General features: G+C 43.5%; 19 protein-coding genes. 5 read left to right on the top strand and 14 right to left on the bottom strand.

The genetic code is table 11. The annotated features are described in order from the left end of the window. Nucleotides 1-57: 57 nt before the first annotated feature. The 4 genes from HHL17_RS08610 to HHL17_RS08595 are packed head-to-tail and all read right to left on the bottom strand — an operon-like array spanning nucleotide 58 to nucleotide 4,735. Entirely contained in the window at nucleotides 58-870 is an 813-nt protein-coding gene (locus tag HHL17_RS08610) for a hypothetical protein (protein ID WP_169224329.1), read from the bottom strand. Nucleotides 871-880: 10 nt separating this feature from the next. Next, nucleotides 881-3,208 (bottom strand): GumC family protein, encoded by a 2,328-nt coding sequence (locus tag HHL17_RS08605; RefSeq protein WP_169224328.1) that lies wholly within the window; start codon nucleotides 3,206-3,208, stop codon nucleotides 881-883. 4 nt (nucleotides 3,209-3,212) lie between these two features. Beyond that, entirely contained in the window at nucleotides 3,213-3,968 is a 756-nt protein-coding gene (locus HHL17_RS08600) for a polysaccharide biosynthesis/export family protein (RefSeq protein ID WP_169224327.1), read from the bottom strand. Between the two features lie 35 nt (nucleotides 3,969-4,003). Further along, entirely contained in the window at nucleotides 4,004-4,735 is a 732-nt protein-coding gene (locus tag HHL17_RS08595; protein ID WP_169224326.1) for a WecB/TagA/CpsF family glycosyltransferase, read from the bottom strand. A 660-nt stretch (nucleotides 4,736-5,395) separates the two neighbouring features. Between HHL17_RS08595 and HHL17_RS08590 the strand changes: the two genes are divergently transcribed. Next, nucleotides 5,396-6,163 (top strand): hypothetical protein, encoded by a 768-nt coding sequence (locus HHL17_RS08590; RefSeq protein ID WP_169224325.1) that lies wholly within the window; start codon nucleotides 5,396-5,398, stop codon nucleotides 6,161-6,163. 373 nt (nucleotides 6,164-6,536) lie between these two features. Here the strand turns inward: HHL17_RS08590 and HHL17_RS08585 are convergent, their stop codons facing one another. The 8 genes from HHL17_RS08585 to HHL17_RS08550 all read right to left on the bottom strand — a co-directional run bounded on the left by HHL17_RS08585 (nucleotide 6,537) and on the right by HHL17_RS08550 (nucleotide 15,800). Then, nucleotides 6,537-7,016 carry a hypothetical protein gene (locus HHL17_RS08585; protein ID WP_169224324.1) on the bottom strand — a complete coding sequence of 160 codons (480 nt, stop codon included), beginning with the start codon at nucleotides 7,014-7,016 and terminating at the stop codon, nucleotides 6,537-6,539. 137 nt (nucleotides 7,017-7,153) lie between these two features. Next, nucleotides 7,154-7,921 carry a gliding motility protein GldB-related protein gene (locus HHL17_RS08580; RefSeq protein WP_169224323.1) on the bottom strand — a complete coding sequence of 256 codons (768 nt, stop codon included), beginning with the start codon at nucleotides 7,919-7,921 and terminating at the stop codon, nucleotides 7,154-7,156. Nucleotides 7,922-8,236: 315 nt separating this feature from the next. Continuing rightward, on the bottom strand, nucleotides 8,237-9,340 hold the full coding sequence (locus HHL17_RS08575) for a DUF2911 domain-containing protein (RefSeq protein ID WP_169224322.1): 1,104 nt from the start codon (nucleotides 9,338-9,340) through the stop codon (nucleotides 8,237-8,239). Between the two features lie 303 nt (nucleotides 9,341-9,643). Next, nucleotides 9,644-12,019, bottom strand: coding sequence for a mechanosensitive ion channel family protein (locus HHL17_RS08570; protein WP_169224321.1), 2,376 nt, complete (start codon nucleotides 12,017-12,019; stop codon nucleotides 9,644-9,646). A gap of 267 nt (nucleotides 12,020-12,286) precedes the next feature. Then, a complete protein-coding gene (locus HHL17_RS08565; RefSeq protein ID WP_169224320.1) occupies nucleotides 12,287-12,682 on the bottom strand; it encodes a YybH family protein in 396 nt (131 codons plus the stop codon). Nucleotides 12,683-12,854: 172 nt separating this feature from the next. Further along, nucleotides 12,855-13,460 carry a Crp/Fnr family transcriptional regulator gene (locus HHL17_RS08560; RefSeq protein ID WP_169224319.1) on the bottom strand — a complete coding sequence of 202 codons (606 nt, stop codon included), beginning with the start codon at nucleotides 13,458-13,460 and terminating at the stop codon, nucleotides 12,855-12,857. Between the two features lie 80 nt (nucleotides 13,461-13,540). Further along, nucleotides 13,541-14,755: an erythromycin esterase family protein gene (locus HHL17_RS08555; RefSeq protein WP_169224318.1), complete on the bottom strand. Its 1,215-nt coding sequence runs from the start codon at nucleotides 14,753-14,755 to the stop codon at nucleotides 13,541-13,543. Between the two features lie 175 nt (nucleotides 14,756-14,930). Beyond that, a complete protein-coding gene (locus HHL17_RS08550) occupies nucleotides 14,931-15,800 on the bottom strand; it encodes an MBL fold metallo-hydrolase (RefSeq protein ID WP_169224317.1) in 870 nt (289 codons plus the stop codon). Nucleotides 15,801-16,008: 208 nt separating this feature from the next. Here HHL17_RS08550 and HHL17_RS08545 point away from each other — a divergent pair, with 208 nt between their 5' ends. Next, entirely contained in the window at nucleotides 16,009-16,620 is a 612-nt protein-coding gene (locus HHL17_RS08545) for a Crp/Fnr family transcriptional regulator (RefSeq protein ID WP_169224316.1), read from the top strand. Nucleotides 16,621-16,688: 68 nt separating this feature from the next. Then, complete coding sequence (locus HHL17_RS08540; RefSeq protein ID WP_169224315.1) at nucleotides 16,689-17,381, top strand: hypothetical protein; 693 nt, start codon at nucleotides 16,689-16,691, stop codon at nucleotides 17,379-17,381. 181 nt (nucleotides 17,382-17,562) lie between these two features. On the opposite strand, the gene HHL17_RS08535 is transcribed toward HHL17_RS08540, so the two are convergent. Continuing rightward, entirely contained in the window at nucleotides 17,563-18,507 is a 945-nt protein-coding gene (locus HHL17_RS08535; RefSeq protein ID WP_169224314.1) for an FkbM family methyltransferase, read from the bottom strand. 116 nt (nucleotides 18,508-18,623) lie between these two features. After that, nucleotides 18,624-19,604 (bottom strand): gliding motility protein GldB-related protein, encoded by a 981-nt coding sequence (locus tag HHL17_RS08530; RefSeq protein ID WP_169224313.1) that lies wholly within the window; start codon nucleotides 19,602-19,604, stop codon nucleotides 18,624-18,626. A 205-nt stretch (nucleotides 19,605-19,809) separates the two neighbouring features. Between HHL17_RS08530 and HHL17_RS08525 the strand changes: the two genes are divergently transcribed. Both HHL17_RS08525 and HHL17_RS08520 read left to right on the top strand, forming a co-directional pair. Beyond that, nucleotides 19,810-20,676 (top strand): archaemetzincin, encoded by an 867-nt coding sequence (locus tag HHL17_RS08525; RefSeq protein ID WP_169224312.1) that lies wholly within the window; start codon nucleotides 19,810-19,812, stop codon nucleotides 20,674-20,676. Nucleotides 20,677-20,862: 186 nt separating this feature from the next. Further along, nucleotides 20,863-21,681, top strand: a complete 819-nt coding sequence (locus HHL17_RS08520) for a helix-turn-helix domain-containing protein (protein ID WP_169224311.1) — start codon at nucleotides 20,863-20,865, stop codon at nucleotides 21,679-21,681. Nucleotides 21,682-21,684: the final 3 nt, after the last annotated feature.

Genomic DNA, 21,684 nt, shown 5'->3' with positions numbered 1-21,684 from the left:
CATCATATTCCTTCAGCGTTCCTGACCGCCAAACAACGCCTCATAGTCAGTTGCTGGTTATAAGGAGGTAACCACTGTATGACAATTTGTAGGACCACTATTGTGACATTTGCGGAACAACCGGTCCCCGGCTTCTCCAAAGCGGTAGGTTATTCCGGCAATTACAGCTACGTAGCCTTCCCAGTATTTCAGGGTTTGCTCCCTGTCAAAGGTTTGGTCTACCCGCGTTCCTTTTAATTCGAGGTTAACATCAAAATATTTAGCAATCCTGAAGCGATTGATAATACCGAGATCGCAAGAAGCAACCCTGTCAGGGTCGATCTTTTTAGGCTGATAGAGCGCGGAATTCATACCAACACCGACATAGGTGATTACAGAATAGACGCGTTCCCGCTTATACCCGTTAAAAATATTTGATAAGTCAAACATGATTTCCCCATCCACAAATATCTGGCTCCACTTTTGGAGATAAATGTGATTTTCACTTGGTCCACCTTTAGTATAGCCATGGCCAATTTGAGGAATGGTACCGGTAGAATAGCCTTTAATATCCCCCCCTCCAACACGCGCACGCAGGCCAAACACCGGGTGAATCCATTTGCCTGCAGCGAATTCAAAGGTGGGTGTAATCCTGTCCCCTAATGGCCTCAAACCATCTTCATCTCCAAAGTAAACCTGTCCCCCTCCGGAAAGAGATGCGAACCAGTTATCCCAGAAACCATTAAACATATAGTGCTGTTGCTGAGCCTCCTCTGTAGTGGGAATAGCTAACCGATGCAGCACATAATCTCCTGATGAATCGGGATTTTGCTGCCCGGCAACGACATTAAAAATCAGGATTGAAGCAAGTAGTGTTAGCAGATGTTTCATAATCATGTATTTAGTTTTGTGTAAGGTAGCCATACCCGTAACCATACCTATAGAATTCCTTTCCAGCATTATATCCATTGAGGATCACTGTCATATTCTTAAACTTTTTATGCTGATAACTTTTTTCTATTTGAGGTAATAACCGGCGGTCCAACTTACCAGCCCGGATGATATATATGGTAAGATCGGCCACCCGGTTCACAATTACAGCATCAGCCACCAGTCCCATTGGAACATTGTCGAGGATGATATAATCATAACTTTTGCGTAAGGTCGCCATCAGCACTTCAAGCCTTTCACTGAGCAACAGTTCTGCCGGGTTAGGCGGAATCCGGCCGGAATCGATAACATCCAATGCCGGATGCAATACTTCTTTTTTAATGATAGACTGTATGTCCGTTTCATGTCCTGACAGATAATCGGTGAGTCCTTTACCAGTATTATTAAAAAATGAGTTTCCCGCACTGCTCTTACGGATATCTGCATTTACAAGTATGACGCGCTTATTTGTCAGGGCAAAAGAAAGGGCCAGATTAATAGAAACGAATGTTTTTCCTTCCCCACTATGAGTGGATGTGATCATCATTACCCTTCCTTCAGATGAAGACGGGAGCATAAATAACAGATTAGTCCGGATAATCCGGAATGACTCAGAAACGGCATCTCTACTCTCTTCTTTGACGGCCACAGGATAGCCAGGGGTCTTCTTTCCCTGAGGAATTTCCCCGGACAGCGGGATGGTGACATAAGATTCGATATCTTTTTTGTTATGAACACTGGAACCGAATAATTGCAGGAGGTAAATCACAATGGCTGGCAATACCAGGCCCAACAGCAATGCGATAAATAAAATACGGAACTTATCAGGAGAAACCGGAGCCAAGGTCCCCTCAGCATAATCAACAACTCTGGCATTCGGCATAGCTGTAGCCAGGTTCATCTCATTTTCCTCCCGCTTTTGTAAAAGATAGAGATATAATTCCTCTTTCACCTTTTTCTGCCGGGAAATGGACTGAACTTCCTTTTCCTGTGTTGGCACTTCTCCTATTTGTTTTGCTGTACTGCCCTGCTGCTCATTAATATCGCGTAGTTTTATGCGCAGTGCATTCCGTATATTATCGATGGAAAACAGCATAGTTTTTTTTATAGATGCCAGTCCACTATCAAGACTCTGCACTACCGGACTTTTAATACTGGAATTATCCAGCAATCTGTTCCTTTTCAACAATACTTCATTATAGGCGACCATCAGCGTTTCCAGACCACTGTCTGTAATCCCGGTATTAACCGGTAATAATTGTTCATTGTTTTTGGGATTGGTTAAAAAGTCATCCATAAAATTCACCAGGTTAAGCTGTGTAGCAGTACCTATATACTGGGACTGATAATCGCTGCTGGTAGCTAAATACATAGCTGCTTCGCTGACAACATCCGTAAGGTGGTTTGTTTTTTTATATTGCTCAATTTCTCCATCCACATCTCCCAACTCCACTGCAATAATCTTCAACCGTTCTTTGATAAACAAAGCGGTACTTTCTGCCTGTTGATTTTTGTCTTTGATGATATAATCGTTGTATACAGCGATCACCTTGTTGATGACATCCGCGGCCTTCTGATAATTGTTATCTACCAGTGATAAATTAATAGCTCCCGATTTCTCATCATCAATTTTTGCTTCAATCCTGCTATTATAAGAATTTGCGGCTTCCTCAATTGTAGTAACAGCGACAGTTATTGGTTCGCTAAATTTGGTCGCTTTTCTGTTGAGTTTACATTTTCCAAAAGGGGTAATCACAGTATCCCCAAAAGCAGCGGTGATGGAAAAATCACTATGGTCTGATTGCATTTTTAATCCTGAAATAGTGTATTTCCCCGCCTGGGCCGGTTTAATAGTGAATGTAGCTGAATGATAACGATCATTCAAAAACTCAATCCTTACCGGCGATGCCAGGTACATATCCACCAGTTTCAATTTTTCCTTTTTAAAGTAGGAAATATTCAGGTGTAAATCCGCTACCACCTGCCGGGCCAGGCGCCTGGACTTCAGTATATAAATTTCCTTCTCTGCACTGGTAGTTTTCATCAAACTATTATTGCCAACAAAATTGGCAGCTTGTCCAATTGGAAGAGCATTTACTGCTGAAGCATTGTCATCTATCAGAATAATGGCACTGAGGCGGTATGCTGCCGGTGTAATCAAAATACATACATAAGCGGCAGCCAGCGCCAGCACAACGGAAATCACAAACCAATACCAATGATGGATAAATGATTCCAGGATATTCCGGAAGAAAAAATCTTCACCGCCTGTTTTCTTTATATTGAAATTTGTATCCATATATTTATAAAACCAGGATAAGAACAGATGCAATAGAAGCAAGTACAGATACGCCCGATAATACCAGTGGCAATACCCTGGTTTTATAGTCTCCCTGCATGGCCTTTGCTTTATTTGGTTCTACATACACCACATCGTTTTGTTGCAGATAATAGTAAGGAGAGGATAAAAGATCTGTAGATTGTATATCCAGGTAGTGCATTTCTCTTTCGCCATCTTTCTCTCTCACAACAAGTATTTTATCTCTCTTTCCATATATTGATAAATCACCTGCCATACCAATCGCCTCCAGTATTGTAATTCTTTCCGTACTAACAGGAAAAACGCCCGGTTTCGTAACCTCTCCTATAACAGATACTTTAAAGTTCAGTAGTCTTACTATCACTGTAGGATCTTTAATATATCCTTCAGATATCAGTCTTTTTTTCAACAAGAGGGCCAATCCATCAGTGGTCTGACGAGTTACCTGTAAAGTACCCAATAAAGGAAAATCAATTTCACCTTTAGCATCCACCAGGTATCCATAAGCTGTACCATCAGGATTCAACTTATTAAAAGGTACAGCCAGATCAGTGTCTTTACTCGCCACCATAATAGAAATCAAGTCATCATTCTGAATATTCACCTTATACGACTTCTCTACCGGCTGTTTCCCAAAGGAGGCCGCATTCTGAAAGTAACTCACATGCCTGGGTGCGGAACAGGAAAATAAAGCAACACCCAGGAATAATAAACAAGCATATTTATAAAATCCCGTCATGAGGTCAAAATTTATGGGGAGGATTCCACTACCATCTACTTATCCGGATTTCGCTTCCATCTCAACTGCAGCATATTATAGATGAAAAGTGGTGTCGATACAAAATTCCTTTTCCACATTCTCTTAGGCTCGAGCATTAGTCTGAATAACCATTCCAGACCACAATTGATCATCCAGGAAGGTGCTCTTCTTTTTGTTCCGGCAAAAAAATCAAACGCACCTCCAATAGCACACATTACTTTCACATTCAGTTCGGATTTATGCTTAAATATCCACTTCTCCTGCTTAGGGGCTGTCATACCCACGAACAATACATCCGGCGAATAGTCGTTAATTTGGTTGATCATAACTGCATTCTCTTCCCTTGTAAAATTATCTTTGTAAGGTGGAGATAGCGTCATACAACGAATATTTGGATACAGCTGTTCCAGTTTTGCATGTATCTTGTTAAGAACATTGTCTGAGGCCCCCAAATAAAAGCATTTTCCAGCATTTCTATTCAATTCCTTCAGGATCATCAGATGCAAATCATTACCTGCAAACTTTTTAATTTTCTTTTTCCATAACAGCCGTGAGGCCAGCACAATACCAATACCATCTGGTATGAGATAATCACTTTCCATCAAAGCATACCTGAATTCCGGATCTTTTTCCGCAACTACCCAGGAATGGGGGTTGATAGCATTAATAACGATCGGTGTTTCGATAATATCCCTAAATTCATATTCAAGGGATATTTTGTAATGTCGTAGGTTAAAAGTTTCCATAACAGAGAGTCATAGGAAATAGCGTCGCCATTTAATGGTTATCATTAATTACTATAATTACTATAATCACTATAATTACAATTTCACATTAAATATCTGGCTATTTTGAGATCAACAATGAGGAATAGCAGGTATTATCCTTAAAAAATAATTTACAATTTGATATTATGTGACAGAAGTTATTATTCTTTCTGGTTATTGAGGTCCATGACAGCTATAGTTTCAAATAAAAAAGCCTTCTAAGTTAAACATGAAATAGTTCGTTTTGCTAAGGAAATAAAATGCCTTCATAGGAGCAATTCGGTGAATTGAAGTAGGTGAAAATCTAAAATCATAACAGTTCTTAATAATTATAAAAAAATAATAAGCCCAATAGTCAACCAGACTTAATAAATTAAGTCTAATCGCATAAATCATCTATGGTTTCCCTTATAACAATTTCGATTATAAATTGTTGAAATTAAATTTGAAATATTTTTTTAGTATTTTCAAAATTTTCTAAACCTGTTTCACCCGGCTTTAACGGATATCTAATGCCTGATACACACCGCCTGAATATTTCCCCTCCATCCGGGCCCTGCTATTGGATAATCTTCAGTATAGCCATCAAATGGCTTTTGCTGATAATGCTATCTTTAGCTATCATCAGTATCATTCGTTATGGCAAAACAGATTTCTATCATTACCTTCACCGGCAGGCTCGGCAACCTGATTGGTTACAGGCGTAATGGCAAACACTTCCTGCGAAGCATGCCTTCATGCGTCCGGCAGACGGCAGCTACCCGTAGGGCCGCTCAACGATTTGGCATAGCCAGCAAAAAAGGGGCGCTCATCCGCAGTGCTTTTTCCGGCAAGCTGGATGCTGGTTGCGATAGCGGGCATATCAACAGGCTGACCAGCGCACTCATTCCCGCCACCGGCAATAACATCAGGAGCATTACCGGCTTCAGGTTCAACCGGCATACGGGAACAGACAGGTTTCTCATCCATGCACCCAGGCTTTCCCATGATGGTATCCTCTACATTTCGCCACAGGCATTACCTGCATACAAAGACATCAACAGCCTGGAAATAAAAGTGATCGCCGCCCGTATCCATTTCGCTACACACCAGGTAGTAGGTACGGAAAGCGCTGTACTCATCGTAAAAACCGGGGAAGATTTTAAAGGAGCAGCATGTAACGTAGATGTACCGGGTAAAGGAACATTGGTAGTTGTTCTACAGGTAAGAGGTATACAGGACCATGTTCCTACCTGCAACACGAAATACTTCGCCGCTGATATTATTGCAGCAGAGCCGCCACAACCCCTGCCGGAGGCCCTGCACAAACAGATCTGTCCGGAACGCCCCCGGTTAAAACCGCTGTCAGAAAAAATACCGGCCGCCGCATCAGTGCAACTCCTGCTTCCTGTCATTCAGCGGGAATAGGCCATTTCCTGCCTGGCAACTGTATACTGGTGAACAAACATCCCTCCTTTGAACTACATACTCCAACCTATTGCCCGCAGGCTTAACCTGTGACCTGCCTTTACATGCGTGTCCTGTATCTTCTCCATCCTTCCTGCTATATTTCATTGAAACGATACATCCAAAGAACACTCCCGCATCAAGTCCACCTTTACTCCTGGAATGCAGTATAAAATACAGTGTCGATAAAATGCAGTTATACTTCATCCCTCCCCGTCCGCATCAAAAAGTAAAGCCTTCAAATCCAAAGACTTGAAGGCTTTTTAATTCGAAAAATTTGTTGCCTTATTTGCCAGGTAACATAGCTTGTTAATGACGCATTATTTAAACGATGCTAAAGGGGGCGTTTATTCTTTGATCCTGAAATCCAGTAAAACCTCCTTGGAAATCTGAACATCTTTCCTTTGTTACGATATTCTCTTATAGAAGAAATAAGCCATTTCGAATAGTAAGCAAAGTCTTCATCATTGTATTTGGAAAAAAGTTCAAACGCTTCACCACCCCAGTCTACTACTATATAGGAGTAAAATCCATTAGTTTTTCCCGTCCCCCACAAGAGACTATCCCTGGTCAAATAAAATGGAAATCCAAAGCCATCCGCAACGTATTGTTTAAATTTTTCATCGTTCCAGGTGTAGTCGTCATAAGGTCTAAAAAGGAGATGCGTTTGAAAAACATATTTTCCATTAGAGTATCTATCATCTTCTCCGGTCAAATTATCACTTTCTATTAATTTAAAACCTGCAGGGAAGGACACTTGTCCTAAAGTAGTCATTGCACAGAGCACAAAGAGAAAACTAAAAAAATATTTCATAGGCTGGCATGAGTTGGGTGCTCAATATATAATTTTTGAGCAATTTGTCCGGTTAAAATAAATGATCTGGCATAAAAAAGGGGGCTCCTTTTTCCGGTATTTATATTAACATATTCCTTTTCCCTTGACAGCAAGCGCTACTGCATGTAGCCGGAAGCAGCCAAAAACTTATCTAATTCAGCCATCTGTTCATTATCCAGATTTAGCATGTAATCGATCGCTTTAGCCTTGTCTGTGGCATGCTCATAATAAGACTTACAGATAGCGTATCCTACAAAGTATCCCAGATCAACCCCATTATACAACCAGTCTTTTAACTCCGTTCCATGCATGTCCTGTTTAAATTTTTGCCATATTTCCTTTTCATGTTCCTTACCGTAATGCATATACGGCGTTTTTAACGGGTGCTGCAACAACAATTCCGCCATAAAATCGCAGAAGCCTTCTGCAATACAAAATCCAAGCAGGTTTGTATGGGATTTATCCTCCATATCCCCTCCCTTGTGTTGCGTATGAGAGAGCTCATGCGCCACAATATGCAAAATACCTTTATTGTCTTTAAAATAGCTTTGTAAAAAAGGATTAAGCCCCACTGAGTTAGTGGTGCTGTCAGATGCCCCGATCTCTGTCCCTATTAGCACCTCCGTTTCTGTAGTAGTCCCCCCTGTTCCAATATATCCGATAGTAAAATAAATAGCCGGTGTCTTAAATCGGGGATATAGCTTTTTATATGCCGTTATTAATTTTTCAATATCTGCTTTACTTTCTTCTACTTTCAGTGTATTAGGCCTGATAGATGTCCAGAAATCAGGATGAGCAAAAATGCTTTTCTGAAATTTTTCGGGTGTCCAGTTTCTGATGCGGGCCAGTTCTTTTAATCCCTTGGTCCCTTTATCAAGATACATGTTCTGTATGAGTTGTATTTGCTGTACAGAATCTTTAACAGCGTGTACACGATCGAATGTTTTCCAAAACAGGTCTATGTCTGAACAGTAAATCTTTGTTTGTGCGCAGAGCGTGGTAGTAACGAATGATGTTAGCAATAAAAAAAGATACCTTTTAATAAAGTGCATATAATAATTGGTTAAAGGGATATAAATGTACCTAAAAAAGGAAACTGGTACTCCTTTAATTTCGTTACTTTTTGTTGTACTATTAACAGACGGCAAACGGGATCATTATGACGCTTTAAACTATAATGAAGGCGTATTTAGTGATCATCAGTTAATATCTTTTCCTTCCTGGAGGGTCTTTACCATTTTCTCAAGCCGGTCTTTGTTCGGTAGATCAGGTGCCTGTGCCCGGGCTTTCAGGGCATAACCCAATGCTTTCTTATAATCACCGAGTGCAGAATATCCACGGGCCATACCAGCGTTGGTGAGAAATTCGTTGGGATGTTGATCGTAGTCCATTTTAAAAATGTCAAATGCTTCTTTTCCTTTTTTGAGATGCGCAAGATTTCTGGCGTAGAAATACAACTCATTGACATCGCCGAAGGGCAAGGCTTTTTTCATGACCACCGTCGCCTCCTCTCCCCTGCCGAGGCTATCCAGGATAGCGGCTTTGGTGCTCCAGGCCTGGAAACTTTTGGTCCCTCCCGTGCTTACACTGGTGGCGGTATCAGCCCATAGCAGGGCCTCTTCGAGGTTAGTATTGTTTTGCACACAGAAGCTGGCCGCAGCATTCCATGTTTGCCAGATGAATCCACTGGTGCCACGCAACTCCTTGCGGTAAGAGGCTATCTGGGTTGTTACCAGGTCTACATCTATTTTAAAGGGGATGACCAGCTTTTCCCATTCCAGGGCAACAGTAGCACTGGTAGGTGTTTGATCAGTAAATTCATATTTAAGCCATTCCACGCTTTTATCTGTGGCAACAGGTTTTACTTTTATGCGCAGCGCATCTTCCTTAGGGTCATAATAGAAGCTGCCCCAGGAACTGGCATTTTTCGAGAAAATCAGCGTGCTTTCATCCGGACCATAGGCCACAAAGAAGCCGTAGGTGCCGGCGGGCAGCGGCTGCCCATCCACTTTAACATCCGTAGAGAAAGAGATGGTGGTGTTTTCGTTGGCGCCGGCCCGCCAGGGTGCTGCCTGGGAGGTGCCAAAGCCGAGATTGGCAAACCCTTTATGGACCACCTCTCCCCAGATATGGCCTTCCCTGCTCTTAACACCAGGACGGCTGTAATGGATGGTCACCTGCGTAATGCCAATACCTTCGCTGACAGAAGCCGTTTTGTTACCGCCGCTAGGTACCGTATTGAACTGGGCCTGGACTGTAACGGCCATCAAAAGAGCCATAAGGGTAATGACTGTGTTTTTCATTACATGAAATTTTGAGTGAGAAATAACGTGCTCTATGGGGTTGATATAAACGCTTATAAAAGTTAACACTATTCCTGCACACCGCGGCCTCAGACATCGCCCTTTTTTGACCATTCATCATAATAGCCACTGCATCCGGGGAACAGCCGGATATGCTGCATCAGCATCCCATAGCTCATCCACTGATGGATTTTTGCCCATCAGCGGCAAAGAAGTTCGAACAGGGCACGCCTCACTCCTTAAACAAGGAAAACCCACCATGATGGTGGGTTTTCCTTGTTATGACAGTATCGGTATTATCAATTACGACATCGTAATCTCATTATCTTTTAACCGTTGATAGATCTGTTGCAACATACGGCTCTTAAATGCTTCCTCCTGGTGTACATTCTGAATCCATACCTGTAGCTTCAGTGCCACACTGCTATCATTAATACTCTTCACCAGTAATTCAGGCGCTACTTTGCCGATAATGGCATCCGAAGCGGACACCTCTTCCAGGATAATTTTTTTCGCCAGCGGCAACGCTGCGGAAGGTGCAATGGTGAATAACAGTTCTGCCCGTATATGATTATTGCTAAGTGTCCAGTTAATCAGTTTGGAAGATAGCAGATCGCCGTTAGGCACGGTGACTTCTGCGCCCTCGGTGGTCACCATTCTGCTGGACCGGATACCGATATCTTTCATCCGGCCTTTCTGTCCGGCGACTTCCACATAGTCACCAATCTTCAGCGGGCGCTCAAAGATGAGGATCACGCCGGAAACGAGGTTGTTCACAATATTCTGTAAACCCAAACCGATACCTACGCCCAGGGCACCGAGTACTACGGTGATCTTATCCATCGGTAAACCGGAAGCCGCGATGGCAATCAGGAAACCGGCTACCAATACCAACAGGCGCAGCAGCAGCAATCTGGAACTTTTTTCTTTTACTTCACCTATCATCTCATCATCTGTCTCTCCAAAAAAATAACCGATATATTTCTGGAAGAGATTGGAAATTAACAGGATCACAAAGAACAACAGAATATTGCCCAGCGTAAACGAGGTATTGCCAATCATTCTGGGCGCGGTGACCAGGCTGCTGATACCACCATATAAATCATTATAGATATTCAGATTGGTGGTAAACACCATCAGCCATAATACCACCACCAGTGCCACCAACATTTTGTGCAGCCCCGCCCGTACCTTTTCAAAATCAAACCGGGCGGTAATGCCACCTGCTATGCGGCTGGCCTGCATCTGAAGGTAAAAGGCTTCTTCCATAATCTGTATAAACACAGTAAGACCAATGATTTGCAGTAAGCCGGCGATCGCAGCAGTGCTATACACCTGCGCTATACTTAAACGGCCGTACAGGTTGAACAGTGCCGCCAGTACATTCAAAACAACAAAGACCATAGCCACAATTCTGACCAGCCTTCCGGCAGATAAATTTTTGTAAATACGGTAATAAATAAACAAGCCGGTTACTACAGACAAACCATTCAGCACCAGCATCCATATCCGGACACGCACATCAGGCACAACAACCGCCGCAGTCGCCGTGGTAAACAGGTATAACACACAAATGGCGATCCAGTACACAAACATCCGGCGTTCCCATCTGCGCCAGAACAAAACGGTCAGTAAAAACAGTAAAAACGACTGCAATAAATCCAAATAAGCCGCTGGTGCATGCAGGTCAAAGAAAGAGGCGACATTAAGAATGATCACCAGCGTTCCGAAAAAAGGAAGCGCCCGCAGATACTTTATGTAGGGCGGTTGCAGCAATTCGCCTTTGTCAGCCTTTTTTATTCTTCTGAATTGTTTATTCACCCGGAAGAAAAATACCAGTCCTATCAGGAACATCCAGAACCAGTTACCCGAATGGGTGCGGGAATAATAATTCAGTATTTTCCCCAGTCCTTCAAATGATTTGGAGGACTGCTGCGTTAGCGTAGCAGCGGAGGAATCAGTACGCTTCTTATCTTCCCATAGGTAATTATACTCCTTGCCCAAAGATTTAATACTAAAAACCCGCAACTGTTCATTGACCTTATTCTCCAGTTCTATCGCTTTAAAATAACTGCCGGAAATACCCGCCTGTAACACCGTAATTTTATCTAAATGCTGTGTGGTGGCTTTCTTTGCTTCTTCCCATTTTCCTTTTAATTCTTTTAGTTCAGGCAGGTAAAATTTCCGGAAAGTAGTGTCTGCCTTGATTTGTTTTACAAAGGAATCTTTGGTAAAGGCCATCATCTCTGCATTCATTCGCACGAGTTCCTTGTTATAGTCGAACAACCGGGAGCGCCAGTTATCCAGATGCTCCCGCATGTCGGCCAGCAATACGTGGAACATCTGCAGATTGCGGATATTCAGCACTTTGTTGTACAACCTCAGGTTATCTTCGATGGTTTGCAGGTTGGACTTTATTTCGGGGAGCTCTCCCTCCATACCGCGTGTATCAAACCCCCGCGAGGTGATGTCATTGATGCGGTTCAGGGTGTTGTGGAGCTCCTCCATGCGTATCAGGAGGCTGTCGGCGCTCAGCTTTGCAGGGCCGGGCGCGGCGGCTGCGACGGAGTCTTTTCCGGATTGTGCTTTAGCCGTGTTTCCCCAAAAATTAAAACAGCACAGGAAAACAAATAATACCGCTACCCTCATAGTGCATGTACCATGCAGTGATTTTGTCATGTGTAAATAGGAAATAATGCCCCATCCGAAAAGCATACGCCCTGACGGGAAAGTTAAACAAGCATTAAAAGAAGTGACGGGTTATGGGGATCAATTAAAAAGCACGACAAATATAAAGATATTTTTTCAATTGTATATTTTCTTTCCGGTTCACATCAATAGTTAAGGATGGGAGACTACAGGAATTTAAAAGCCCGCTCACTGAGCGGGCTTTTCCCTTTTAGCTGATAAGTTAACCGAAAATGATCTTCCGCCTATTTAAAGCTATCAAACATCCAGCACTGCCGCACCAAAAGGATTATCCACTAACCACAGCCAAATGCCCCTTTCATCTTTTTTCATCAGACAAGTCGTATGCCCATCCATGCTAATGGGATGACCATCAGGCGTAGTACCAGTCATTTTCCATTTGTCCAGCCAAACCGCTAAATTATCGAGCATGGTCACATGTGGCGTGGCCCCTTTGATATCCGGCCGCCACGCGCACAGGTGCCCGATTGCTGCTTCTATTTGTTGTAAACCCCGGATGGCAATACCAGTCCTGTCTATGTACACTCCCTGAGCATCAAAACAACTCATGGCACCTTTAACATCTCCCGTTTTGATACAATGACGGAAATAGGAAACCATACCAACAGGGGTGTTTCTATCGAATCTCTCCATTATACTTATTTTAATAATTATCCTTTGTGCTGATACAGATATCTTAAGGCATTTTCTATGGCAACGCCGGTTATTAGGGATGTTCCCGTCATTGCTGTATTACATTTTATCGCAACACAAAAATCACGGCAATCGGAGGCAATAAAAATGATAATTGTTATTTTATTATAGGTTATCCCCTTATACGGCTCAGTGATTCGGGCTTAACGCCAATATAGGAGGCAATGTAGCGGACCGGCACATTTTTAATAATATCGGGTCTTTCTGCCATGAGCTTCATATAACGTTCTTTCCCTTTAAGTTTCCCAAAAGTCAATATTCGTTCCTCCTTTTTCAGTAGGGCAGACTTCAGACACCGCATACCCAATTGAATCCACGCCGGATTTTCAACAGCCAATTCTTCAAAGGAAGCCTCTGATATCTGGCAAACGAGGCAATCGGTTAAACATTGAATATCTTCAAAAGAAGGAGCTTTTTTCAGTATACTATACATAGATGAGGCAAACTCCCCTTTACTCAGAATATCGATCGTAACCTCCTCTCCTTTTTCCGTTCGGTAGAATACTCGAACATACCCCTCCAGGATGAGAAAATAGTTGGCAGACGTACACCCCTCCCTGACAAGGAAATCCTTTTTCTGCTTGTGATAAAAATTGAAGTGCTTCCTGATCGCGGGCAAATCATCAATCGTGAAATTGAGATGATCTTTAAAACATTGCAGCAGTAATGCATCATTTTTTTCTGAAGCCGAGGACTTCAACATGTCAGTCTTTTTCATACTTACAGTAAGTCTGCTTCAATAAACCTTCACCCAATAGACCAGAAGCAGGAAATACAGGGTAATATAAACAGAAATAGCTAATAAGTTGCCGGATACATATTTTCTATATAAAATATTCCATCAGCCATTTCACACAATTTCATTTTTAGTGGTTTATGGCCGAATACCTTTGTATTCCCATCATGATCACACAATCCTCCGGCAGACTTTTCCCGAAGGTCCCCGAAAAGAAAAGGCTTGCGCGCAGCATAGAAAAACTGTTCTATTCCGTTTACTGCTGGCCTGTCTACCTTTAGGTTAATAATTCCGGCTTTGGACTTACCATGATAAGAAGTAAATAGCATGCTATAATATTCATTTCCCAGTTTGTGCTTTAGTTTGTCACCCATTGTAGTATGATTAGAAAGATATTTATCATCTACCAGACTTACATTGTAAGCAAGATGAGCTGATGCCGCCCACAGTATTATTTTCTGGCCTTTATACTTCTCCTTCAGCAACCATAGCACATTTTCGGACATCGTAATATCTCTGATACTATTTTTTTCGAATTTCCTTCTGTAATCCACCATTAGGGAGTTCAACACCCTGGTCCAATATTGTGTTGTGGCGTCGCTCAAGCCTGCATTATCAGCCGCTTCAAAAATATGGGCAAAAGTCGCTGAAAGTATAGCGGTATCGGCAGAGGAAAGTTTGGTAAAGAAGTTAGAAAATTTAACTGCTTTTCTTAATGCTTCATTGACAGACACGGTATCTGTAAACAGCTGTTTTCCCGTTTTCCTTTCCAGTTCCTTGACAAACTGGTTAACGTCTGCGATAAAATCTTTCTTGGCTATTCTGCCGCCCACCTGGCAATCAAACCCGCTGAGCAGTAAAGGAGAACTGCTTTTCTTTGTTTCATTGATGTAAGTTGCCAGTTTCCCCACCTCCTTACAATCCCATATACCAAAAATGGCTTTAAACAGGTATTCTTCCGCACTGCCACCGGCCTGAATAAGCTCATTCGCTTTGGTGCAATCATACAAACCGCTTTCAAATGCGATGACATTATAGCCGAGCTCTTCATGGAGGTATTTTATCAATCTCACTTTTGCGTCAAAGGTGGCGCCATCACCATGGCTTTGTTCTCCTAAACTCACTACCTGCACATCTTTTAATACATGTTTCAGGAATGAAAGATCAGAAAAGTTCACACTATCAGGATTGTTTGTTGTAATGACCGATAAATCCCCCTGTGCAGACAACATCACAGGTAATAACAACATACAGCACAGGTAAAATAATTGTTTCATTGGTCTTGGGATTTTTTGTGGATTAAAGATGAATTATAATGCGAAGTAAAAGGTCATTCCTTTCCCCGAAAAAGGTTACCCATATTTTAACCATTTCGATTTTGATAAGTTGGTCCACAAAAAAGCCTTCAGGCTATACACCTGAAGGCTGGCTGCTTTTATCGTTGATATAAGACTACAACACCACCACTTTTCCAGCCGGAACAATCTTTAATCTCTTCGCATACGCTGTAGTGTCCAGTGTTTTCTGCAGTGTGGCAATCGGTTCTATATACATGGAAAAAGTAGAATGATGCACCGGTGCAATTACATCCGGATGCAGGGTTTCTATGATCTTTAAACAATCCTGCGAATTTAATCCACGGCGGCCGATGCTGCCATCAGAGCCTACAGCGCCCATATCGGGGATAAACAGGTTGATCTTTCCATAACGGGTATACTGCTGCATGTCATCAAACCAAACCGTATCTCCCGTCCAGTATGCCCGGTATACCTTGTGATTTACGGTATACTCGATGATGTAGCCGTTGCCTTTTCCCAGTTCGGTTTTTAATGGGTCATCTTTAGCATGCATCGCTTCTACAGCTATGATGCGCAGGGTTTCATTACCTTTCTTAAACTCGGTGGTATCGCCCCATTTAAGCCCGGTAGTATGGACAAAGCCCCACTCCCGTATGGTGGCTATATTGGCAGCCGGAGCAACCACGCCCAATTGTTTATTCAGGGCAGTCCTGGCTTCACGGTCAAAATGGTCGGCATGCGGGTGGCTTACCAGCAGGATGTCTATATTCGATGTATCGAATGCCGCAGGAGCAAAATAACGCTGAATATAGGCGTTGGCCGCTCCGGTGGATGGATGTTTTTTGATCATAAACGCCGAATCACTCTTCGGACTAAACATGGGGTCTGTCAATATTTTGAAACTTCCCAGCTGTAATACGTAAGTAGGTCCACCTATCCATTGAAATGTTTTTTTGTGCTGGGCTGTTGCTGTTCCTGCGAGTAAGACGCCAAGGATAAACAGATAGATTTTAAAGGATTTCATTGTGTTATTCTTTTATTGTGCTGTTGATTTTGATTTGTCAAAGCTACTGCGCCGAAGACATAGAAAACATAGACAATCCTGACAATTGCATGGACAATTCCATGCATACCGGGAGCAGACCCGAATCATAAAAACACAACAAATTGATTAACAATATATTACAACAACAAAAAGATACAGTTAATAATCTCGTTATATTTAGTGTCAAATGGATAAGGAACCCCTCATCACATTCGTCCGGGATACACTTTCAACTTCCCATCTCTCTCCTTCAAGGCAGGTACTTGAAGACATAGCCGGTTATTTCGAACCGAAAAGTTTTGACAAAGACGAATTGTTTGTAAAGGAAGGACAGGTAAGCACCGGCAGCTTCTTTATGACGGAAGGATTTATGCGGGCATTCACACGCAATACTGAAGGAGAAGAGGTAACCACTTATTTTTATAATAAAAACAGCCACGTTTCTGAAATCACCTCCCTTTTCACCAGGACCAGGTCTATGGAAAACATTCAGGCCGTTACAGCCTGTCATGGCCTTTTCCTTTCCTTCGAAAAGTTAAACACGTTATTCCATTCCGTACCGGAGTTCCGTGAGTTTGGACGGGCAATGCTGGTGAAAGAATTTACCGCCTATAAAAAGCGGACGCTGTCACTGATTAATCAAACCGCTGAAGCACGGTATAGTGACCTGGTCCATTCCAACAAAGAAATATTCCAGCATGTACAACTCAAATACATTGCTTCCTATCTGGGCATAACTGATTCTTCCTTAAGCCGTATCCGCAAAGAGTTCTCGAAAAAAAGAGCGGACAGCCATTAGTTGCCATTTGACAAGTGGATTGTTGTGATGATAGCCGATCTTTGTACGGAAGACCAAACAGCAGATCCATGCAAACTTTACCGTTCTACGTTTACGCTATTTTTGATCTCACCGTTATCGCGGCCATTGGGTTGTTTTATAAAGCCGCCAATTACGCTAAGCCTTTTCTGATCATTATTTCCCTTTGGGTTGTTTTTCAATCCATATTGGGAATGAATGATTTTTATAAGGTCAATACAACGCCGCCCAGGTTCTTATTGCTCGTATTACCGCCGGTGCTGTATATACTGACCAGCCTGATGGTCCCTGCCGGCAAGCGCTTTATTGACAGCCTCAACATCAAAACCTTGACCATTTTACATACCATAAGGATACCAGTAGAGATCGTCCTATACTGGTTGTTCTTACATAGCGTTGTACCGAAGGTGATGACTTTTGAGGGCAGGAACTTTGATATACTAGCCGGGTTATCTGCTCCGCTGGTATGGTATTTCGGGTTTGTAAAAGGCACACTGAACAAAGCCGTCCTCCTGATCTGGAACCTGATCAGTCTCGGTCTGTTACTGAATATCGTCACTATCGCTATGATAACGGTAACAGCAAAACTACCCCCATCCGTGCCTGAACGGCCCACCATAGCGCTCGTCTATTTCCCTTTCCTGCTACTTCCGGCCTGCCTGGTGCCATTGGTTTTGTTTTCTCATCTGGCTGCCATCAGGCAATTGTTAAAAGAATTACCCACCCGTTCTTTGGCACGATGAGTTGGTGAATACGTGGACCGACAATGCCGTAGAACATACCCGCGGTGCCTTACATTTCCAACCGTACTATAAAACTGAGCAAACACTCCGTATAACGAAAACGTTTGAGCATGTTCATCACCCAAAAACCGGACAGCCCGCTCAAATGAGCGGGCTGTCCGGTTTTATACAAAACAATACATTAAAACAGTTTACGCCACACATGGCTCATAAAACGAAGCTTCCACAAGCTACGGCGGATATTCTTCACGCTGCCGCGGCGTATTTCCTCAAAAATAGGCGTCTTATATTGCTCCGCACCCTGTGACGCTATCTGCAAAGCCAGACCAAATTCTTCGTTGAGCGTGGCTATTACCCAGCCCAGGAGCAGGTCTCGTTGCGAGTGGTTAGCGCGGGCATCGAAGTTATTGAGGTACACCATTTCTCCCCATCCGGCTGTTTCCTTATGGGAAGCAGCCAACAGCTTTTGCAGGAAGGGACTGGCGCTAATGCTTTTCAGCTGTTCCTGTGATATGCGGTTAGGCCCTTTCACGGTGATTTCACTGAGGAAGAAAGGCAGGTTGTCCATATGCCGCAGCACCGCATGCAGCTTATCTTCTCCATGATAAGCGTGCATAATGCCCGGCTCAAATTCCGCTATTTTAATGTCGCGGGCCATCTTATCATCCAGCGACTGGAAAATACGCAGGTCCAGTCCCTGTGAGTCGGTCTTGAACCAGTCGATGTACCCGATATTCAGCTCTTGCAACACCTCCGGGATGGTACGGGTCATCAGTTTGGTTTCCCTTTCTACTTCAAATTTATCCGCAAAAGCATAAGGCTTTAAATCCTCTGTGCGGGGTACCAGAAAGCTGGAGCAGTAAGGTGATTGCGTAAGATAGAACGGTTGCCCATCGCTGGAAGCATCTGCCACCACGCAGTTAAAAACATACAGTTTCCGGTAATTATCGTTCTCTTTAACAATGTAACCGTACTTCCGGTCATCCGGATCAAACGCAATGCAGACAGCATATTTCGCGATCTTCTTCCACCTGAAATGGATGGCGCCCGATGCTCCGATATCCACCAGTACTGGTGGCTGATTAGTTAATTCCGGTGTATTGAGTACTTTATCTATTAATGACATCTGTGTTCCGCTGTTTAATTGGATGTGGATAACCCGCTGAAATACTGGTAAATATAAGCACCATTCGCAATATATAAAAATAACAATGGCCATCTCTTACCGGCCACAGGCGGGCCCTACATCTGGTGGTAATACCTGGATTTCTCCAGGAAAGCCGTCACGGCTGCCTGATCGCCATAATTCAGCGTAATAATGTCTTTTATTGCCTGGCTTTTATTCTTGGCGTGCTGGTAGTATGATTTACAGATGGTATATCCCATGAAATAACCCAGATCACCCATGGTTTTGGTGGTGGAGCCGTTGTACAACCAGTTGGAAAAATCTGCCCCCAGCATCTCTTTTTTGAAGGCTTCTTTCAGCTCCTGTTCGTTCTTCCTCCCGTATTGAAGGTAAGAATTCATTAAAGGTTCTTTCAGAATCAACTCCGTGATAAAATCACAGGCGCCTTCGTTCAGTGCCTGTCCCAGCAGTATTTTGGCCTCCGACCGTTGTTGGGTATGCACATACTCATGTACCACCACCGGGATGATATTGTCTGTGCTCTGCGCCTGGAAGAAGTTTGCCAGCCTTTTATCCGGAAACTCAGACACATCGGTGTTTTTATTCCCGGTAGCTATTTCTGTTCCTATCAACGCCAGCGAATCATGCACTGTGCCCGCCGCGCGTACAGCCGTAATAGTGAAAAAGAGTTTAGCCGGACGAAGATCGGGATACAGTACTTTAAACTCCCGGATATGTGCTTCGATAGCGGGGATCTTAGGTTTTATTTTCAACGTGTTCTCCCGGATAGAAGCCCAGAATTTAGGATACTTGTTGATAGCCGTTACCAGTCTGGCGGCATCGAACCTTCTAAGCTTCATAAACAACTTTAGCCCTTCCGTGCCCTTGTCGATGTATAGCGATTGCATAAAAGCAATCTGCCGCGTGGTATCATTGACCGTCTTCACACTGTCGAAAGCAGTCCAGAAATTATCGACATCGGAAGTGAATACACGGGAATTATCCTGCCCCTGGACCCGGGTGGAACAGGTAAATATCAGGATGAGTACAATACAGTATACGGGGATATTGTATAGAAAACCGGTTTTTCTTTTCATGTAAGGTTTGATTTGTTGGCTAAGGAATTATCAGGTAAAATAAAGAAAAACGGTCATCCCCCCAATTATGGGAAATAGTATTTTGTGTTATGGAATCCTATGGTTATTTCATCCTATGTAAAACAACCAAAATGTTCCAGGACTAAAGTCCTGGGCTACAATGTTCAGGAATATGAAGCTAGCACCTGTTTTTTCGCTATTTTTTATGTCGATGCTTTTTGCCTGTCACTACAGGCATGCTGACCCTGTAATAACCTCCCAGAAAACCTATTTCAACGCCATTGCCAGCAATGACATTCCACTAGGCCCGCCACAGGAAGGAGACTGGCGTTTTACACACAAAGAAACAGCACAAACTTTTGAAGCGTATAAGGCCGCACGGCCGGTAAAAACCACCGCTACCCGATCGGTGATTTATTTGCTGCCGGTGGGTGAATTCACCCCACTTCAGGAAAAAGTACTGGAAGCCACCCGGGAGTATACTGCCATCTTCTTCCAATTGAAAACCGTGCTCCTGCCGGCTCATTCAGATGATTCTTTTCCGTCGAATACTTTCCGCCAGCGGGATGACGGTCATATCCAGCTATTGGCGTCTTATATATTGCATAACCTGTTGAAAGGTAAAACACCCGACAATGGCATCGCCCTGATGGCCATCAGTGCGCGGGACCTGTATCCGCAAAGCGACTGGAATTATGTATTCGGCCTGGCATCTTACGCAGAACGTGTAGGCGTGTCCTCTATTTACCGGTTACAGAATGAAACAACGTTAGACGCCACCAACTATCTCCTTTGTTTAAAACGGCTCAACAGCATCGCTTCACACGAAATCGGCCACATGTTTTCCCTGCATCACTGCCTTCACGCCAGGTGCGCCATGAACGGCACCAACAACCTGGAGGAAACTGACAGAGCGCCCAATCGCATCTGTTCGGAATGCCAGAAAAAGCTGTATTGGAATCTTCGATATGATAATCAAAAAAGGCTGCAGGAACTGGTTGATTACTGCCGGCAGCATCAACTGCAGCGGGATCTGGGATTACTGCAAAAGGACCTCGATGCCACCAGATAACGCATAAAATACTAACCGGTTTCGGACGTAATGGATGGTATCGATTATTGGCAGGACGGCGGGAAACGTGGCGAACAAAGCCATAGAAACAGGAGTCAGCCAATCGTGGCTGCCGTCATCTGACGCGTTGGAAAAAAGTCGGATCTTTGCACCAGATCTCACTGTGCCCCAAAGAAACCGATGCCTATGTTCAAGGTGCAAACATTCCGGCCTCATCAGCGGCTTGGTGACTATCTGCTTTCATGGCAGCTGATCACGGGTGATTTCCCAGGGGAAGAAGTCAGGTATCTGACCATTCTCCCTCATTTTATTCAAAGCATGTGGTTCAATCCCGGCCCTGATCATACCCTGTATGATGTTATCGGGCAGGAATATCTATCTTCAGCACTGCTCACCGGTCCGCGCAGCCGTATCAGCGAATGGCGTATTAGTGGCAATATGCAGTTGCTGGCAGCGCATTTCAGACCGGGCAGCTGGTTCAGGCTCTTCAATATCCCTGCACAATTTTTTTGTGACCGTTGTATTGACCTGTCGGCGCTATTCGGTCATTCCATTGCTTCTCTGCTGACAGACATCAATACCTGTGATCATCCCAGGCAACAGGTACAACTGCTGGAATACTGGCTGCTGGAGCAGTTGACAGCTTCTCCGAAAAATATTTGTAACCTTGAAAATGCCATGCAACTCATCCTTGCTGCCAATGGCAACATTACCATCCGGCAACTGGAAGCGCAGGTATTCCTCACCAAACGTACACTGGAAAGGGCATTCCTGGAACAGACAGGGTTACGCCTGAAGTTGTTCTGCCGGTTGGTCCGCTTCAGAAAAACGATCGACTACATGGCGCGGATGCGATATCCGCAATGGAAGTTGTTAGCGCATAAAGCAGGGTATTGCGATCAGACACATTTCATCAACGAGTTTCGTTATTTCACGCATCGGCTACCGCATCAGTTCTCTGATTTTCTTCCTCAGCAGTCATCCGATTTTGTCACTTTTATCTGATAA

The organism is Chitinophaga fulva (assembly GCF_012927205.1).
Classification (GTDB): domain Bacteria; phylum Bacteroidota; class Bacteroidia; order Chitinophagales; family Chitinophagaceae; genus Chitinophaga; species Chitinophaga fulva.
Note: the sequence above shows the minus strand (reverse complement) of the source record. Positions and strands in the feature narration are given on the sequence as shown.

Coding starts and splice junctions, on each gene's coding strand:
- HHL17_RS08610 (WP_169224329.1), bottom strand. CDS start 870: ATGAAACATCTGCTAACACTACTTGCTTCAATCCTGATTTTTAATGTC.
- HHL17_RS08605 (WP_169224328.1), bottom strand. CDS start 3,208: ATGGATACAAATTTCAATATAAAGAAAACAGGCGGTGAAGATTTTTTC.
- HHL17_RS08600 (WP_169224327.1), bottom strand. CDS start 3,968: ATGACGGGATTTTATAAATATGCTTGTTTATTATTCCTGGGTGTTGCT.
- HHL17_RS08595 (WP_169224326.1), bottom strand. CDS start 4,735: ATGGAAACTTTTAACCTACGACATTACAAAATATCCCTTGAATATGAA.
- HHL17_RS08590 (WP_169224325.1), top strand. CDS start 5,396: ATGGCAAAACAGATTTCTATCATTACCTTCACCGGCAGGCTCGGCAAC.
- HHL17_RS08585 (WP_169224324.1), bottom strand. CDS start 7,016: ATGAAATATTTTTTTAGTTTTCTCTTTGTGCTCTGTGCAATGACTACT.
- HHL17_RS08580 (WP_169224323.1), bottom strand. CDS start 7,921: ATGTATCTTGATAAAGGGACCAAGGGATTAAAAGAACTGGCCCGCATC.
- HHL17_RS08575 (WP_169224322.1), bottom strand. CDS start 9,340: ATGAAAAACACAGTCATTACCCTTATGGCTCTTTTGATGGCCGTTACA.
- HHL17_RS08570 (WP_169224321.1), bottom strand. CDS start 12,019: ATGACAAAATCACTGCATGGTACATGCACTATGAGGGTAGCGGTATTA.
- HHL17_RS08565 (WP_169224320.1), bottom strand. CDS start 12,682: ATGGAGAGATTCGATAGAAACACCCCTGTTGGTATGGTTTCCTATTTC.
- HHL17_RS08560 (WP_169224319.1), bottom strand. CDS start 13,460: ATGAAAAAGACTGACATGTTGAAGTCCTCGGCTTCAGAAAAAAATGAT.
- HHL17_RS08555 (WP_169224318.1), bottom strand. CDS start 14,755: ATGAAACAATTATTTTACCTGTGCTGTATGTTGTTATTACCTGTGATG.
- HHL17_RS08550 (WP_169224317.1), bottom strand. CDS start 15,800: ATGAAATCCTTTAAAATCTATCTGTTTATCCTTGGCGTCTTACTCGCA.
- HHL17_RS08545 (WP_169224316.1), top strand. CDS start 16,009: ATGGATAAGGAACCCCTCATCACATTCGTCCGGGATACACTTTCAACT.
- HHL17_RS08540 (WP_169224315.1), top strand. CDS start 16,689: ATGCAAACTTTACCGTTCTACGTTTACGCTATTTTTGATCTCACCGTT.
- HHL17_RS08535 (WP_169224314.1), bottom strand. CDS start 18,507: ATGTCATTAATAGATAAAGTACTCAATACACCGGAATTAACTAATCAG.
- HHL17_RS08530 (WP_169224313.1), bottom strand. CDS start 19,604: ATGAAAAGAAAAACCGGTTTTCTATACAATATCCCCGTATACTGTATT.
- HHL17_RS08525 (WP_169224312.1), top strand. CDS start 19,810: ATGTCGATGCTTTTTGCCTGTCACTACAGGCATGCTGACCCTGTAATA.
- HHL17_RS08520 (WP_169224311.1), top strand. CDS start 20,863: ATGTTCAAGGTGCAAACATTCCGGCCTCATCAGCGGCTTGGTGACTAT.